The sequence below is a fragment of the Lentzea sp. NPDC051213 genome (assembly GCF_044455585.1).
In the GTDB taxonomy this organism is placed as follows: domain Bacteria; phylum Actinomycetota; class Actinomycetes; order Mycobacteriales; family Pseudonocardiaceae; genus Lentzea.
This window is the reverse complement of sequence record NZ_JBITEX010000012.1, coordinates 61,423-76,487: the sequence shown is the minus strand read 5'-3', so window position 1 is coordinate 76,487 and position 15,065 is coordinate 61,423. Positions and strand designations below refer to the sequence as shown.

Below are 15,065 nucleotides of genomic sequence, written 5' to 3'. Positions count from 1 at the left end.
GGCCGCTCGTGCGCAGGTCAAGCACCTAGTCGCCGGCGCACGAACGCAGAAGCCTGATCGACCACGACAACGAGAAGCAGCACCACGAGGATGTGCGTGACCATCTCGTCGAACCGGAACAGCTTGATCGACTGGTTGATCAGGAACCCGATCCCGCCCGCGCCGACCAGGCCGAGCACGAGCGACGAGCGCACGTTCACGTCCAGCCGGTAGAGCAGCAGTCCGGCCAGTGACGGGAGCACGGTCGGGAGCACCGCGTGCAACGCGATCTGCGGACCGGACGCACCGGTCACCCGCAACGCCTCGCGCGGCCCGCGGTCGCTCTCGTCCATCGCCTCCGCCCAGAGCTTGCCCATCACGCCGGTGTTGTGGAACACCAACGCCAGCACGCCCGCGAACGGTCCGAGCCCGACCGCCGTCACGAAGATCAGCGCGAACACCACGTCCGGAACCGAGCGCAGGAACGACAGCACCGCGCGGGCCGCCTGCTGGGCCCACACCGCCGAAGTCGTCGCCCTCGACGCCACCAGTGCCAGCACCAACGCGAACGGGATCGAGAACGTCGTGCCGAGCAGTCCGATGTAGAGGGTGATCACCGCTGCTTCCAGGGACTTCCCGAGCACCGAGACGTCCGGCGGCAGCGACTGGGCGAGGAAGTCCGCCATGCCGCTCCACCCCGCGATGAGCGCGGCGGGGGAGAACTCCGTGGCCTGCCAGGCAAGTACGTGCACGGCGAGAACCACCGCGACGACGACCCAGACGGTGGTCGAAGGCCAGCGGCGGCGCGGAACCACGTGCGTCATGCCGCCACCACCGTCTGCATCTCCACGATCCGGTGCGCGTATGTGCGCGCGAGCTCCGGCTGGTGCAGCACCGCCACGACCGCCAGGCCCTCGGCCGCCAGGTCCACCAGCAGCTCCATCACCTGGACCGCGGCCTGAGGATCGAGTGCCGACACCGGCTCGTCGGCGAGGATCACGTTGGCGCGCTGGCACAACGCCCGAGCGACCGCCACACGTTGTTGCTGGCCACCGGAAAGCCGCGCGCAGCGGTCCAGCGCGCGGTCCGCGAGCCCGACCCGGTCCAGGCACCGCATCGCCTCTTCCCGCACGTCCTGCGGGAAGAACAACGAGCGGTGCAGCGGAAGCCGGCCCAAAGCACCGGAACACACGTTGTCCAGCGCGGTGCGGCGGCCGACGAGGTGGATCTTCTGGAACACCATCGCGGCGTTCCCGCCGACGTCGATCGAGCCACCGTCCGGGGTCTCCAGCCCGACGACGCAGCGCAGCGCCGTGGACTTGCCCGAGCCGTTCGGCCCGAGCAGCGCCACGAACTCCCCGGCCTCGACCGAGAGGTCGAACCCGGCCAGCACGACCCGGCCGCCGAACGACTTGCGCAGGCTGCGGATCGCCAGCATCAGACGTCCTCTTCTTTGAGCCCGAGCGTGGCCGCGAGGTCGAAGAGCACCTGGTAGGTGTCGTTGTTCACCTGCACGAGCGGTCCCGGCGGGGTGACGTCGAGGAACGCGCCGACCTTCTCGACGTCGGCGGGCGAAAGCTCCAGCAACGCCTTGCGCACCCGGTCCTTGAACTCCTGGCCGAGGTCGCCGCGCACGGTGATCGGGTCGTTCGGGATCGGCTCGGACTTCCAGATCTGCCGGAACTTCGTCTCGTCGAACGTGCCGGCCGCCTTGGCGGTGGCGAGCTGCTGGCTGTTGATCTCGGCGGCGTCGACCTTGCCGTTGAGCAGCGCGAGCATCGCCTCCGGGTGACCGCCCGCGTAGTCGAGCTTCACGTCGCTGACGTTGTGCTTCTTCAGGCCGAAGCGGGGAAGCGCGTCACCGGAGGCGGAGCCGACGCTGCTCAACGCGAGCGATTTCCCTTGCAGGTCTTCGATCTTCTGCGCCGGCGAGTCCTTCGCGACCCAGATGCCGGCGGTGTAGCTGGTGAGCTTGCCGGAGCCGTCGGCGAACGAGGCGAGGGGCTCGGCCCTGGCCTTCTGCGACGCGAAGACGTAGCCGAGCGGGCCGAACTGGGCGATCTCCAGCTTGCCGTTGCGCATCGCCAGCACCTCGGCCGCGTAGTCGTCGACCACCTGCAGCTCGACCTCGCAGCCGAGCTTGGCGGCCAACGCCTTCGCGAGCACGTCGTAGGCGGGTTTGAGCTTCTCCGGGTCCTCGTAGGGCTCGACGCCGAAGCGCACCTTGCCGCTGTTGGGGCAGTCACCACCTGAAGCGGAGTCCGTTGTGCCACAGGCTGTCAGGGCCAGTGTCGCGGCGAGTACGACGCTGATGGCTCTCATCACATCTCCTGGAGGAGGTCGTCGAGCACGGCCGGGGCGAGGCCGAGCGCGGTGGTCATGCCGATGCCGGAGGTGACCGAGACGGCCCTGATCGAAGGAGCGGGCGTCGCGGTCAGGAAGGGTTCGGGGGCGGACGCGTAGATGCCGCGCCAGCGTTCGAGGACTTTCAGGGCGGGGACGCCGAGCAACCGAGCCGTCTCGGTGAGCACGAGGTCGTCCAGGTGCTCCGGCCGGTAGGGCTCGACGGTGCGGCTGTAGTGGTGGGTGTCGCCGATCGTGAGCGAACCGTCGGGGAGCTGGGTGAACATCAGGTTCAGCCCGGCCTCGACGAGTTCCGGGTGGTCGCTGGTGAGGCGTTCGCGGACCTTCTCGGTGCTGGGGCAGCGGTTGAACGCCTCGTAGCGCAGCATCGAGAACCCGGTCAGCACCGCCGGGTCGATCACGCCGCCGTGCGCGACGCGCAGCATCCGCAGCTGGCAGCGCTGCACCTCGTGCCGCTCGGCGAGGCCGGGGAAGAACCTGTCGACGTCGTGCCCGACCGCGACGACCGCAGCCCGGCACCGGATCTCGCCGCGCGCGGTGCGGACCAGGCCCGGCTCGACCGTGAGCACGTTGGTCGACCACTGGAACTGGACGCCGCGATTGTTCAACAATCCGGCGATCGCGTGGACGGCTTCGCGAGGATCGACGCGGATGTCGAGGGGGAGCAGGGCCGCGCCGAGGATCGAAGGATTGTTCAACAATTCTACATTTGGATCGTTGAACGATCTGCTTGTTGGATTGTTCAACAGTTGAACGTCGCGGACCTCGGCGAACTCCTCCAGCGCCGCGAGCTCGTCCTCCGAGCGGGCCACCACGAGCGTGCCGGACTCGCGGAGCCAGAAGCCGGCCTCCTGGGCGAGCTTCAGCCACTCCTCGCGCGCGGCCATCGCGTACCCGAAGGCCACCCCGTCCTGGGCGGTGAAGCAGCCGTGCCCGAAGTTGCGCACGGACGCTCCGGCCGCGTGCTCGTCGCGCTCGACCACGGTGACGGAGAGGCCTTCCCGCACCGCGTGCCAGGCGTGCGCGAGCCCGACGATCCCCGCGCCGACGACCACCAGGTCCACACTTGTCATGACAAGAACGATGAGCGGCGGCCTGACGAGGGTCAATGGCTGTTCTGATGTGTTCACTTGGAGTTCAGACTTGTTATGACATGTATGGTTGGCGGCATGGAGATGCCCCTGCACGAGCGGATAGCGGCCGATCTGCGGCGCCGCATCGCCTCGGGTGAGCTGGCTGTCGGCGCCCAGGTGCCGTCCGAATCGCAGCTGTGCGCGCAGTGGAACGCCTCGCGCGCGCCGGTCCGGCAAGCACTCACAACACTCCGCGCGGAGGGCATGATCGGCGGCGGCCGCGGCAAGCCCGCGGTGGTTCGCAGGCACACGTTGTCGCAGCCGTTCGAGACGTTCCTGTCGTTCTCCAGCTGGGCCGCCGGTGTCGGACACGTGCCGGGGCAACGAACCCTGGAGATCGCGCGCCGCCCGGCGGACGCCGAGGTCGCCGACGCGCTCGCGCTCGACGAGGGCACGCCGGTCGTGCAACTGCTGCGGCAGCGGCTGATCGACGGCAGGCCCACGATGCTGGAGCGCACGACGTTCGTGGAACCGGTGGGGCGGCTGCTGTTCGACTTCGATTGCGACAGCGGCTCGCTCTACGCGCACCTGGGGGAACAGGGCGTGGACATGACCGTCGCGCGCCACCAGATCGACGCCGTCGCGGCGGACGAGACCGACAGCGAACTGCTGGAAGTCGCTTTGGGGGCACCGCTTCTGCGAGAGCGGCGCTGTGCGTCCGGAGTGGACGGACGGCCGGTGGAGTACTCGGACGACCGCTACCGGCCGGACCTGGTCAGCTTCTCGATCGAGAACTCCCAGCAGGCGCACCCGGCGCTGCTGCGGGACTGGAGGGCCTCGTGATGGTCGACCTGGTCGTGCTGGACATCGCCGGCACCACCGTGCAGGAGCACGGACTCGTCTACCGCGCGCTGGCGGACACCGTGATCGCGGCCGGTGGCTCGGCGCGGGACGTCGGCCGCTGGATGGGGGCCGACAAGTACGAGGCGATCTCGTCGATGCTCGGCCGCTCCGAAGTGGATGCCGAGTTCGCCGACTTCCACGACCGGCTGGCGAAGCTCTACGCCGAGACGCCGCCGGCACCGCTGCCCGGCGTGCCGGAGGCGTTGGCACACCTGCGATCCAACGGTGTGAAGGTCGCGCTGACGACCGGGTTCGACCGGCCGATCGTGGACGGGCTGCTCGACGTGCTGGGGTGGCGCGAGGGGGTGCTGGACGCGGTCGTCTGCGTGGACGACGTCCCCGCCGGCCGCCCCGCGCCGTACATGATCTTCAAGGCGATGGAGCGGACCGGCGTGCAGGACGTGCGCCGGGTGCTGACCGCCGGCGACACCGTGCGCGACCTGGATGCGGGCAACAACGCCGGCGCCAGGTACGTGGTCGGCGTGCTCACCGGCAGCCAGACCGCGGAGGAACTGGGCGCGGTCCGGCACACGCACCTGCTGAAAGGCGTCGCCGAGATCCCCACCCTGCTGGCTTGAGGCGTCTGCAAGTACCACCAACAGGGCTGTTGGCGGTACTTGCAGACGCCAACAGCTAGTCGAGGGCGGCGGTGTGGCGTAGCTGTTCGGGAGTCGGATCGGCGATCAGCACCTGCAACGCCACCGCGAACTGGTCGAACCGCCGGTCGAACTCCGCGAGCTCACGGGTCGGCTCGGCGACCAGCGCGGCCCGCCCCGCCTTGGGCACCGCCACGGCCAGCGCGTTGCGGATCGGCTGGGCCCGGCGCAGTGCGGTCAGCAGCATCCAGAGCCGTTGCTCGACGAGAGCCACCTGCACCGGGTCACCCGTGACGGCGAGGAAGTCGGCACGCACGGCCGTGGCACGGCGGCGCTGCTCGGGGCAGGTGAAGTCGGTCGACCGGACCACCTGCGCGTCCGGCGCCGACCGGGCCAGCGACAGCTCCGAGCGGAACCGCCGCACAGGCACGGTCCCGGCCGGGTCCCACATCCACCAGAACGTCATCCGACCAGGTCGTCCGCGTCGACGATCTTGTACGCGTACCCCTGCTCGGCCAGGAACCGCTGCCGGTGCGCGGCGTACTCGGTGTCGAGGGTGTCGCGCGCGACGACCGAGTAGAAGTGCGCCTGCCGGCCGTCGCCCTTGGGGCGCAGCAGCCGGCCGAGTCGCTGGGCCTCCTCCTGCCGGGAGCCGAACGTGCCGGACACCTGCACCGCTACCGACGCCTCCGGCAGGTCGATGGAGAAGTTGGCGACCTTGGACACCACCAGTGTCTGCAGTTCGCCCTTGCGGAACTTGTCGAACAGTTCCTCGCGCTCCCTGTTCTTCGTCGATCCCTTGATCACCGGTGCGTCCAGCTCCTCTCCCAGCTCGTCGAGCTGGTCCAGGTAAGCACCGATCACCAGAGCCGGCTCGTCGGGATGCTGTGCGAGCACCCGCTTGACCACCGGGATCTTGGTCCGCGCCGTGGAGCAGAGCTTGTACCGCTCCTCCGGCTCGGCCGTCGCGTACTGCAGCCGCTCGCTGTCCGTCAGCGTCACCCTGACCTCGGTGCACTCGGCGGGAGCGATCCAGCCCTGCGCCTCGATGTCGCGCCACGGCACGTCGTACCGCTTCGGCCCGATCAACGAGAAGACGTCGCCTTCCTGGCCGTCTTCGCGCACCAGGGTCGCCGTGAGCCCGAGGCGGCGGCGCGACTGCAGGTCGGCGGTCATCCGGAACACCGGCGCGGGCAGCAGGTGCACCTCGTCGTAGACGATCAGGCCCCAGTCCCGCGAGTCGAACAGCTCCAGGTGCTTGTACTCGCCCTTCGACTTGCGGGTGATCACCTGGTAGGTCGCGATGGTGACCGGCCGGATCTCCTTGCGCTCGCCCGAGTACTCGCCGATCTCCTCCTCGGTGAGCGAGGTCCGCGCGATGAGCTCCCGCTTCCACTGCCGCCCGGCCACGGTGTTCGTGACCAGGATCAACGTGGTCGCCTGCGCCTCGGCCATCGCCGCCGCGCCGACGAGCGTCTTGCCCGCGCCACACGGCAGGACGACGACGCCCGACCCGCCCGCCCAGAACGCCTGCGCCGCCATGCGCTGGTAGTCGCGCAGCTTCCAGCCGTTCTCGTCCAGCTCGATCGGGTGCGCCTCGCCGTCGACGTACCCGGCGTGGTCCTCGGCCGGCCACCCCACCTTGAGCAGCAGCTGCTTGAGCCGGCCGCGCTCGCTGGGGTGCACGATCACCGTGTCGTCGTCGATCCTGGCGCCGAACATCGGCGCGACCTTCTTGTGGCGAAGCACCTCCTCCAGCACCGCGCGGTCGGTGGAGTGCAGGACGAGCCCGTGCACCGGGCTGTTGGTGAGCACCAGCCGCCCGAACCGGCTCATCGTGTCGACCACGTCCACCAGCAACGGCTGCGGCACCGGGTAGCGGCTGAACCGCACGAGCGCGTCGACCACCTGCTCGGCGTCGTGGCCCGCCGCACGGGCGTTCCACAATGCCAGCGGCGTCACGCGATACGTGTGCACGTGCTCAGGTGCTCGCTCCAGCTCGGCGAACGGCGCGATGGCGGTACGCGCGTCGTTCGAGAGCGGGTGGTCGATCTCGAGCAGCAGCGTCTTGTCCGACTGGACGATCAAGGGGCCATCGGTCACGAGCACAAGTCTCCCTGACGACGCCAAATGCGTTCGACCTGCGTCAACTGGCGACGGGAAGTGTGAGGCGACACACGCAGCCAACACGACGTGTCGTACGTTCTCGCCCATGAGCACCGAGTCGACTGATCCCGTCGAGCCCCCTGCATCGGTGGCGCCGGCTTCCACGGAGGCCGAGACCGACGAGTCGCCCAAGAACAACAACTGGCTGAAGTTCGTCATCGTCGGCGTACTGGCAGTCGTGCTGGTCGGTGGGGGCGTGTGGGCGCTCACCGCGCTCAACGGCACCAAGGTCGGCGACTGCGTGAGCGCGTCGCCGAAGGACGTGGACAAGCCGGACGGCGAGTGGAACGTCAAGTCGGAGGGCTGCGGGGACGCGGCCGCGACGCACCGGGTCGCCAAGCTGCTGGCCAACGCCGAGGAGCCGTGCCCCGACGAGGGCATCTACGAGCCGGTCAAGACCGGTGGCGACTCGCTGTGCCTGATGCCGAACCTCGCCGAGGGCAACTGCTACACCTCGGGTGACGACGGCGCCTTCAAGAAGGAGGCGTGCACCCAGGAGTCACCGGTGAAGATCGTGAAGAAGGTCGACGGCCTCCCCGAGGAGGGCACCGTGTGCCCCGAGGGGTCGAGCGAGTTGCGCTTCAGCGAGCCCGCCTCGGTCTACTGCATGGGTGTGCACGAAGGATCCTGATCGGGTGAACTCGGTTGAGTTGATCACCTGACGCGGCCGATACCCAGGCCATGAAGAAGGTCGGCCTGGGTATCGCTGTTGTCTTCGCGCTCGTGCTGCTCGGCGGGTTCGTGCTGAACCAGCTGGGGGACGTGGCGAAGGCGGCGCAGGTCGGCGACTGCGCGCGCATCTCCGGCGCGCTGGACAACCCGAAGTACCAGGCGCTGGACTGCGCCTCGGAGAAGGCCAACGTCAAGATCGCCAAGATCCTGCCGTGGAACGAGGACAAGTGCCCTTCCGGTGGCATGGACTACTCGACGTACACGGGCGACTCCACCTTCTGCCTCATGCCGAACTTCGTCGAGGGCGCCTGCTACGGCCAGGACTCCGAAACCGGCATCGCCAGGGTCGAGTGCACCACCAAGGACTCGGTCAAGGTCGCCAAGGTCGTCAGCGGCAAGACCGAGGGCGTTGCCTGCGGAGACGCGCGCGCCGCGGTCTTCCCGGAGCCCGCCGTCACCTTCTGCCTCGAGCGTGGAGACAAGCAGCAGTAACGTTTCCGTAAAGCGGCAGCGGTTTTCTCGCCCGCGTGGCACTCTCTGCTCCGGCTGTGTCGGGGGGCATGGGCCATCTGGGGTAATCCGGAAGTGAGAAACCGCATGAGCACGACTGAGTCCGCTGCGCCCGTACCTGCGGAGCAGCAGCCCGCGCCCAAGAAGGCGAGCATCGGGAAGCGGATCCTGACCTACGTCGTCGGCCTGATCGTGGCCGGCGTCGCGATCTACGGCTTCAACTACTTCACCAGCGATGTCGCGCAGGCGAAGGTGGGGGACTGCGCCAGCATCACCGGCACGTCGGCCAGCCCGGAGTACAAGCAGGTCGACTGCGGTGCTGCCGACGCGAACTACACGGTCGCCAAGGCCGGCGGCACCAGCGAGGTGTGCGGCGACAACTACGACGAGTACACCCAGACGCAGCGTCGTGGCCCGAAGACGAAGCTCTGCCTCGCGCCGCTCTACGCCGAGGGCAAGTGCTACGGCGACAACATCGGCGGTGTGGGCGCCAAGGCCGTCACGTGCAACGACACGGCCGCCTTCAAGGTGACGAAGGTCGTCAAGGACGCTGCCGCACCGCAGTGCCCCGAGACCGAGGAAGTTCGCACCTTCCCCGAGGCGAAGCTCCACTACTGCGTTGGTGCGCCCGCGTAGCAGGTTCGATCTCGGCGAAACCGGAGTCGTGTCTCACGGCTCCGGTTTCGCCGTCTTTCGTGCGACCCATCGGAGAGGAATCAAGTGACTACCCCCAACTACCCCCAGCAGCCGGGGCCATACGGCCCGCCTCCCGGTGAGCAGCCCCAGCAGCCTTACGGCCAGCAGCCCTACGGTCAGCAGCCGCCGCCTTACGGACCGCCGCAGGGCGCGCCCCAGCAGGGCTACCCCGGCGACCCGTACGCCCAGCCGCAGCCGGGACAGCCCGGTCAGCCCGGTCAGTACGGCCCGCCTCCCGGTCAGATGCCGCCTGGCCAGATGCCGCCCGGCCAGCCCATGCCCTACGGCCCGCCGCCGAAGAAGAAGGGCGGCGCCGGCAAGATCATCGGCTCGCTCATCGGCATCATCGTGCTGGTGGGCGGCGTCCTGCTGGTGAAGGCCGTCATCGGCGGTGGCCTGAGCGCCCTCACCGAGCCGTCGGCCAAGGCGGGCGACTGCGCGAACCTCACGGGCACCACGTTCAGCCCGAAGTACAAGGCGGTCGACTGCGGTTCGCCCGAGGCGAACTACATCGTCGGCAAGGCGATGAACTCGACCTCGGACGCGTGCCCGAGCGACAAGTACTCCACCTACACGGAGACCGGTCGCCGCAGCTCGGGCCTCAAGCTCTGCCTGGTCGAGAAGCTCGAAGAGGGCAAGTGCTACAAGGACGAGATGGTCGCCATCAACATGGACACGAAGGCGGTCGAGTGCACTGCCGGGCAGTCCACCCTCGAGCCTGTCGTGAAGGTCGACAAGGTGGTCAAGGCCGCGACCGCCGACTGCGGTGAGGCCACCGCGGTCTCGTACCCCGAACCGGCACCGGGTATCACCTACTGCCTGAGCCCCGTCGCGGGGCAGTGAGCAGGAACGACGAAAAGGCGGGCCGGAGAACGGCCCGCCTTTCGCATGTCCGGTGACAGCTAGTTGGTGGTGCCTGGTGGCAGCAGCTGCTGCACATCCAGACGGCCGGACAGCACGTCCTCGGTGTCCATCATGTCCGCGACCCGCTGGAGCCGGATCGGGTTCAGCGACAGCGGGAAGGTGCCCACGGACACGAGTGCCGCAGTGGGCCCGTCGACGTCCGCGTAGCTGGTCAGCGAGTCCTGCACGGCGAGCTTGTTGGCCTGCGCGCGCTGCTGCGCCTCACGCAGCACATCGCGGAACACCTTCAGCGTCTTCGGGTTCGCCTCGGCGAACTTCTTCGACGCCGCGTAGCCGGACATCGGGAAGTCCAGTGTCGGGCCGCGCGCGGTGTCGGTGAGGATCTTCGCGCCGATGTTCCGCTGCGACTTCGTGATGAACGGTTCGATCATGAACGCCGCGTCGACCGTGCCGGACTTCAGCGCGTTCTCCATGTCGGCGAACGGCATCGACCTGAACTTGATCTTCTGCTTCTCGATCGCGGCGGTGTCCAGCACGGCACGCGTGGTCAGCGCGCCGATGTCGGTCTCGCTGTTCACCGCGATGGTCGGCGCCGGCCGCTTGCCGGGGTCGTCGTAGTCCGAGTTGGCCGGGGTGACCAGGGCCATCGAGTTCGGACCCGCCTGGTAGGCCTCGCCCTGCAGTTGCAGCTCGGCGCCGTCGGCGACCGAGCGGAACAGGCTGACGTGCGTGGCCCAGGTGATGTCGAGCGTCGTGTCGAGCTGCTTGATCGCCTCGGCCTCGCTGGGCTGGGTGATCAGGCTGACCTGCAGACCGGCCTTCTCGAAGAGCTTCTCGTTCAACGCGATACGCAGCGGGGCCACGTCGACGACCGGCAGCACGCCGATGCGCAGGGTGTCGCGTTCCACGTCTGCCGTTCCGCCGTTCGACGAACTTCCGAACAGGCTGCAGCTCGCGGTCAGAACGCATGTGATGAGCACTGCGGCAAGCCGCAGAGCTTTGGCTCGGGTAGCCATGGCACCTCTCGCCGGTAGGCCTTGAGTAGCATCAAGTTGATCAGTGAGTGTCGCCACAGACCAGGTCGTCCGCAGCCCCAACAGGGCGTTCGGACGGACTTGAGGCATGCCGACAACCGGGGATGTTAACCACCTGAACGTATGAAACGACACCCCGTCTCGATACGGTGAGTGCTTCTGGAGACTTCCCCCGAGTAGGGGCTGGCCATTACGCTCCCCGCCGGGTGGCACTGGTTGTAGTAGACCCACGTGTCTTCAGACGGGGTAGGGCGCCTCACCGGGCGAACGACCTCTGTGCTGCAATTCGGCCCGTTTAACGAGTCCATGCTCGGTCCTGGGGAGAGACCGGGACACTGCTGCTGGAAGAGGAAGCCCAGAGTGGCCCGACGCGAGAGAGGTCCCAGCCAGTTTGGCGTGGGTGACACCACACGCTCCGAAAGGCCCGAATCGGGTGACGGACTGGCTGCGCTGGGTGACGGAACGATGAATGTGACACCGATCCCGGTGAAGCAGGACGTCGCGCCCGGATCCGGACAAGGACCTGGCCGATCCGCGGGCTGGTTGCTGCGCAACTGGCGGTTGCGCACGAAGCTGCTCGCCGTTCTGCTCATCCCGACTGTCTGTGCGCTCGCCCTCGGTGGCCTGCGCGTGCGCAGCGACCTGCAGGCCGCGACGGAGTTCAACAACCTCGCGAACCAGATCCGCCTGGAGACCGCGGTCGCCGACCTGGTGCAGCAGCTCCAGCGCGAGCGCGACCTGTCGGTCAGCTACGTCGCGTCGAACAAGAAGGTCGACCGGGTCGTCCTGGAGCGCCAGCTGCGCCGGGTGAACGACACCAGTGAGGCGTTCAGCAACAAGATCGCCGAGCTGAGCTCCGACCTGAACCCGCCGGCCGTCGAGCGCTTCCAGGTCGCGTTCAACCAGCTCAACCGCCTCAACAGCCTCCGCAACTCGGTACGCGACACGCAGTACCCCGCCGAGGCCGTCCAGCGGACCTACTCGGAGTCCATCGAGACGCTCATCGGTCTCGGTGAGCAGACGATCTCCGAGATCAACGACCCCGAGCTGGTGCGACTGCACCTGACCACGAACGCCATCGCGCGCATCAAGGAGCAGGAGTCGCTCAAGCGGGCGATCCTCCTCGACGTCTTCCAGCGCAAGGCGTTCACCCCGGCCCAGCTGCGTTCGCTGCAGGGCGCGGACGCCGAGCTCGAGGCCGCGCGAAACGACTTCCGCAAGTCCGCGACGCCCGACCAGGCCAAGATCTACGACGACACCGTCACCGGCCTGATCGTCGACACCGCGAACGACATGCAGGAATCGGCGATCAACCAGCAGTCCGGCAAGAAGGACTTCAGCCAGCTGACGTCCGAGAAGTGGGACATCGCCGCCACGCTGACGGTCAACCTGACCCGTGACGTCGAGAACCTGCTGGTCGAGCAGCTGCAGAACCAGACCGACGAGGCCGCCGGTGCCGCCCGTACCCGTGCCTACGTCGAGTCCGGCATCGTGCTGGCGGTCCTCGCGCTCGCCCTGCTGATGGCGCTGTTCGTCGCCCGCTCGATCCTCAACCCGCTGCGCCTGCTGCGCCGCACCGCCCTCGACATCGCCGACCACGGTCTTCCGGACGCGGTCGAGCGGATCCTCGCGGACCCGGACCCGGAGAACGCGGCGAAGAGTGCCGTCGAGCCCGTGCCGGTGCACACGCGTGAAGAAGTCGGTCAGGTGGCGCGCGCGTTCGACGCGGTGCACGGTGAAGCGGTGCGACTGGCCGCCCAGCAGGCCCTCCTGCGTGACAACGTCAACGCGATGTTCGTCAACCTCTCCCGCCGTTCGCAGGCGCTGGTCGAACGCCAGCTGAACCTGATCGACCGGCTCGAGCAGGACGAGCAGGACCCGGACCAGCTGGCCTCGCTGTTCGAGCTGGACCACCTCGCCACGCGTATGCGCCGCAACTCGGAGAACCTGCTGGTTCTCTCGGGTACGGACCTCTCGCGGCGCCTGACCAGGCCCGTCCCGGCCGCCGAGGTGCTCGGCGCCGCGGTGTCCGAGGTCGAGCAGTACGCCCGCGTGCAGGTCGGCCAGACCCCGGAGCTCACCGTTCAGGGCCGCGCGGTCAACGACCTCGTGCACCTCATCGCGGAGCTGCTGGACAACGCCACGGCGTTCTCCGACCCGGTCACCAAGGTCACCGTTCGCACGGCCAAGACCCGCAAGGGCGAGCTGGCGATCGAGATCCAGGACCGCGGCGTGGGCATGGGCGACCAGGAGATCCTGGACGCCAACGAGCGCCTGGCCGACCCGCCGGACGTCGACGTCGCCGTCTCCCGCCGAATGGGCCTGTACGTGGTCGCGCGGCTCGCCAAGCGCCACGACATCAAGGTCCGCCTGCGCGGCAACGAGGACATCGAGGGCGGCACGACCGCGCTGGTCATCGTCCCGGAGACGCTCATCGCGTCGCCCGGTGCCGTGACCTCGACCCCGCCGTCCGGTTCCGGTGGCCTCGCCTCCGCCTTCGGCATGCAGCCCCCGGCTCAGGCCCCGGCGGAGTACACCACCGAGTTCGGCGCCAACCCGAACACGGCCACCAGGGCCAGCGGTATCGCGGGTGCGTTCGGCGGTGCCACCGGAGCCATGCCGAGGATCGACGAGTCGAGCCCGAGCATCCCGGTGAGCTTCGTGCCGAGCGCGCTCACCGACACCGGTGCCGGCGCGACCGCGGTTCCCGTCTACAGCGAGCCGCCGGTCGAGGACTCGACCCCGTCGCAGCAGTGGCGGCGCGACCAGCTCGCGGCCATGGAGCCGGAAGGCTCCTTCGGCGAGCCCACCCTCTTCACGGCCTACGAGGACCGTCAGGAGGAGGAGGGCGAGCTCTCCTTCGAGCCCGGCTACGAGACCACGCAGTTCGTGCCGATTCCTCCGATGGAGGACGAGGCGGCCTCGGCCAACGGTGTCTCGCGCGCTGCCGTCAACACGGAGATCGTCGATTCCGGGCTGGCGCACCGCAACGGCACGTCGGAGACCTCTCGCAAGCAGGTCGAGCACGACCTGGACGCCCCGACCGAGCGCCTGCCCATCTACGAGGCGGTTCTGTCGCAGTGGTTCCAGGCGGTCGGCAGCGAGACCTCCGCGGCCACGGCTCAGCCGGTTCCCGCGGCCGAGGAGCCCGCGGAGACCAACGGACGGGTCGAATCCAGGCTCGGCGGCGTGGACAAGGCCGACAGGGCCGACAAGGCCGCTGTGGAGTACATCGACGAGCCGGTGACGACCCCTCCGCTCTCGGACGGGCCCGAGCCGGACTTGCCGACCCGCAAACCGAAGCCTGTCCCGGCGGTGGCACCCACCACCACGTCGGCTGCCGGCCTGCCCGTGCGCCCGCCGCGCGCGAGGGTGAAGCCAGCGGTCGAAGAACCAGTGACCGCACCCGCCGAGCAGGAGCGAGTTGTGGAACCGGAGCCCGTTGTGGAGGAGACTCCAGCGGCGGCACCCACTTCCGAGTCGGCTTGGCAATCACCTGCCGATGAGGGATGGCACGCGGCTCAGGCGTTGTTGAACAAGGCGCCGGAGTCGAAGACCACGGCAGGATTGCCAAAACGGACACCGAAGGCTCAACTAGTGCCAGGTTCTGCGGCCATGAAGTCGCAGTCCGGGACACAGACAGCCCAGCGCCCGCCGCTGCCTCCGCGTTCGGCGGATGCGGTGCGTGGACGCATGTCGAGCCTGCAGAGTGGTGTCAAGCGAGGCCGGCACGCATTGATCGAGGCATACGCTGGTGACCAATCGAGCCGGCAGAACGAGGAGCAGGAGTGACGACCGCAGCGCAGCCAGGCAGCTTTGGTTGGCTTATCACCGACTTCGTGCGGAGGGTGCCCGGTGTGGCACACGCCGTCGTGGTGTCCGCGGATGGGCTGTTGCTCGCGGGGTCCCAGGGTCTGCCCAGGGACCGTGCAGAGCAGCTCTCCGCCGTCGCGTCCGGGTTGGTGAGCCTCACGCAGGGCGCCGCCCGCTGCTTCGAGGCAGGCGGGGTCAACCAGACCGTGGTCGAGATGGAGCGGGGCTACCTGTTCCTCATGTCGATCAGTGACGGTTCGTGTCTTGCCGTCCTTGCGGCACCAAACTGTGACATCGGCCTGGTGGCCTATGAGATGACGCTTTTGGTGGAGAGAGTCGGTCAACAACTCACCCCTGAGCTGCGCGCGCAGCTTCAGGGTGTGGTCCGTCGCTAG

The 15,065-nt window shown here is 68.5% G+C and carries 15 protein-coding genes; 8 read left to right on the top strand and 7 right to left on the bottom strand.

The genetic code is table 11. The annotated features are described in order from the left end of the window. Positions 1-17 precede the first annotated feature (17 nt). Genes phnE through ACIA8G_RS40255 form a run of 4 tightly spaced genes read right to left on the bottom strand, consistent with a single transcriptional unit; the run spans position 18 to position 3,416 of the window. Entirely contained in the window at positions 18-803 is a 786-nt protein-coding gene (gene phnE, locus ACIA8G_RS40270; protein WP_396424056.1) for a phosphonate ABC transporter, permease protein PhnE, read from the bottom strand. After that, on the bottom strand, positions 800-1,417 hold the full coding sequence (locus tag ACIA8G_RS40265; RefSeq protein WP_396424055.1) for a phosphonate ABC transporter ATP-binding protein: 618 nt from the start codon (positions 1,415-1,417) through the stop codon (positions 800-802). Before ACIA8G_RS40265 ends, phnE begins: the two co-directional genes overlap by 4 nt. Continuing rightward, positions 1,417-2,301: a phosphate/phosphite/phosphonate ABC transporter substrate-binding protein gene (locus tag ACIA8G_RS40260; RefSeq protein ID WP_396424054.1), complete on the bottom strand. Its 885-nt coding sequence runs from the start codon at positions 2,299-2,301 to the stop codon at positions 1,417-1,419. Before ACIA8G_RS40260 ends, ACIA8G_RS40265 begins: the two co-directional genes overlap by 1 nt. Further along, positions 2,301-3,416 (bottom strand): TIGR03364 family FAD-dependent oxidoreductase, encoded by a 1,116-nt coding sequence (locus ACIA8G_RS40255; RefSeq protein ID WP_396424053.1) that lies wholly within the window; start codon positions 3,414-3,416, stop codon positions 2,301-2,303. Before ACIA8G_RS40255 ends, ACIA8G_RS40260 begins: the two co-directional genes overlap by 1 nt. 96 nt (positions 3,417-3,512) lie before the next feature. Between ACIA8G_RS40255 and ACIA8G_RS40250 the strand changes: the two genes are divergently transcribed. Next, entirely contained in the window at positions 3,513-4,259 is a 747-nt protein-coding gene (locus ACIA8G_RS40250; RefSeq protein ID WP_396424052.1) for a GntR family transcriptional regulator, read from the top strand. Next, positions 4,259-4,897, top strand: a complete 639-nt coding sequence (locus tag ACIA8G_RS40245) for a phosphonatase-like hydrolase (RefSeq protein WP_396424232.1) — start codon at positions 4,259-4,261, stop codon at positions 4,895-4,897. The genes ACIA8G_RS40250 and ACIA8G_RS40245 overlap by 1 nt, the downstream gene beginning before the upstream one ends. 55 nt (positions 4,898-4,952) lie before the next feature. Here ACIA8G_RS40245 and ACIA8G_RS40240 read toward each other — a convergent pair whose 3' ends face one another. Then, the gene (locus tag ACIA8G_RS40240; protein WP_396424051.1) at positions 4,953-5,381 is read right to left on the bottom strand and encodes a hypothetical protein; all 429 of its coding nucleotides are present in this window, start codon (positions 5,379-5,381) and stop codon (positions 4,953-4,955) included. After that, positions 5,378-7,018: a DNA repair helicase XPB gene (locus tag ACIA8G_RS40235; RefSeq protein ID WP_396424050.1), complete on the bottom strand. Its 1,641-nt coding sequence runs from the start codon at positions 7,016-7,018 to the stop codon at positions 5,378-5,380. Before ACIA8G_RS40235 ends, ACIA8G_RS40240 begins: the two co-directional genes overlap by 4 nt. Before the next feature lie 109 nt (positions 7,019-7,127). Here ACIA8G_RS40235 and ACIA8G_RS40230 point away from each other — a divergent pair, with 109 nt between their 5' ends. The 4 genes from ACIA8G_RS40230 (at position 7,128) to ACIA8G_RS40215 (ending at position 9,802) form a co-directional block, all read left to right on the top strand. Continuing rightward, positions 7,128-7,712 (top strand): hypothetical protein, encoded by a 585-nt coding sequence (locus tag ACIA8G_RS40230; protein WP_396424049.1) that lies wholly within the window; start codon positions 7,128-7,130, stop codon positions 7,710-7,712. Between the two features lie 50 nt (positions 7,713-7,762). Beyond that, positions 7,763-8,245 carry a hypothetical protein gene (locus tag ACIA8G_RS40225; protein ID WP_396424048.1) on the top strand — a complete coding sequence of 161 codons (483 nt, stop codon included), beginning with the start codon at positions 7,763-7,765 and terminating at the stop codon, positions 8,243-8,245. 105 nt (positions 8,246-8,350) lie between these two features. Continuing rightward, positions 8,351-8,899, top strand: coding sequence for a hypothetical protein (locus ACIA8G_RS40220; RefSeq protein ID WP_396424047.1), 549 nt, complete (start codon positions 8,351-8,353; stop codon positions 8,897-8,899). Positions 8,900-8,983: 84 nt separating this feature from the next. Beyond that, on the top strand, positions 8,984-9,802 hold the full coding sequence (locus ACIA8G_RS40215) for a hypothetical protein (RefSeq protein WP_396424046.1): 819 nt from the start codon (positions 8,984-8,986) through the stop codon (positions 9,800-9,802). 59 nt (positions 9,803-9,861) lie between these two features. Here the strand turns inward: ACIA8G_RS40215 and ACIA8G_RS40210 are convergent, their stop codons facing one another. Continuing rightward, on the bottom strand, positions 9,862-10,731 hold the full coding sequence (locus ACIA8G_RS40210; RefSeq protein ID WP_396424045.1) for an ABC transporter substrate-binding protein: 870 nt from the start codon (positions 10,729-10,731) through the stop codon (positions 9,862-9,864). A gap of 591 nt (positions 10,732-11,322) precedes the next feature. Between ACIA8G_RS40210 and ACIA8G_RS40205 the strand changes: the two genes are divergently transcribed. Next, positions 11,323-14,649 (top strand): nitrate- and nitrite sensing domain-containing protein, encoded by a 3,327-nt coding sequence (locus ACIA8G_RS40205; RefSeq protein ID WP_396424044.1) that lies wholly within the window; start codon positions 11,323-11,325, stop codon positions 14,647-14,649. Beyond that, positions 14,646-15,065: a roadblock/LC7 domain-containing protein gene (locus tag ACIA8G_RS40200; RefSeq protein ID WP_396424043.1), complete on the top strand. Its 420-nt coding sequence runs from the start codon at positions 14,646-14,648 to the stop codon at positions 15,063-15,065. The genes ACIA8G_RS40205 and ACIA8G_RS40200 overlap by 4 nt, the downstream gene beginning before the upstream one ends.

Bases quoted from the DNA above. Each gene is read 5' to 3' on its own strand.
- ACIA8G_RS40255 (WP_396424053.1), bottom strand. From the start codon at position 3,416: ATGACAAGTGTGGACCTGGTGGTCGTCGGCGCGGGGATCGTCGGGCTC.
- ACIA8G_RS40260 (WP_396424054.1), bottom strand. From the start codon at position 2,301: ATGAGAGCCATCAGCGTCGTACTCGCCGCGACACTGGCCCTGACAGCC.
- ACIA8G_RS40220 (WP_396424047.1), top strand. From the start codon at position 8,351: ATGAGCACGACTGAGTCCGCTGCGCCCGTACCTGCGGAGCAGCAGCCC.
- ACIA8G_RS40250 (WP_396424052.1), top strand. From the start codon at position 3,513: ATGGAGATGCCCCTGCACGAGCGGATAGCGGCCGATCTGCGGCGCCGC.
- ACIA8G_RS40245 (WP_396424232.1), top strand. From the start codon at position 4,259: ATGGTCGACCTGGTCGTGCTGGACATCGCCGGCACCACCGTGCAGGAG.
- ACIA8G_RS40230 (WP_396424049.1), top strand. From the start codon at position 7,128: ATGAGCACCGAGTCGACTGATCCCGTCGAGCCCCCTGCATCGGTGGCG.
- ACIA8G_RS40225 (WP_396424048.1), top strand. From the start codon at position 7,763: ATGAAGAAGGTCGGCCTGGGTATCGCTGTTGTCTTCGCGCTCGTGCTG.
- ACIA8G_RS40240 (WP_396424051.1), bottom strand. From the start codon at position 5,381: ATGACGTTCTGGTGGATGTGGGACCCGGCCGGGACCGTGCCTGTGCGG.
- ACIA8G_RS40205 (WP_396424044.1), top strand. From the start codon at position 11,323: ATGAATGTGACACCGATCCCGGTGAAGCAGGACGTCGCGCCCGGATCC.
- ACIA8G_RS40265 (WP_396424055.1), bottom strand. From the start codon at position 1,417: ATGCTGGCGATCCGCAGCCTGCGCAAGTCGTTCGGCGGCCGGGTCGTG.
- phnE (WP_396424056.1), bottom strand. From the start codon at position 803: ATGACGCACGTGGTTCCGCGCCGCCGCTGGCCTTCGACCACCGTCTGG.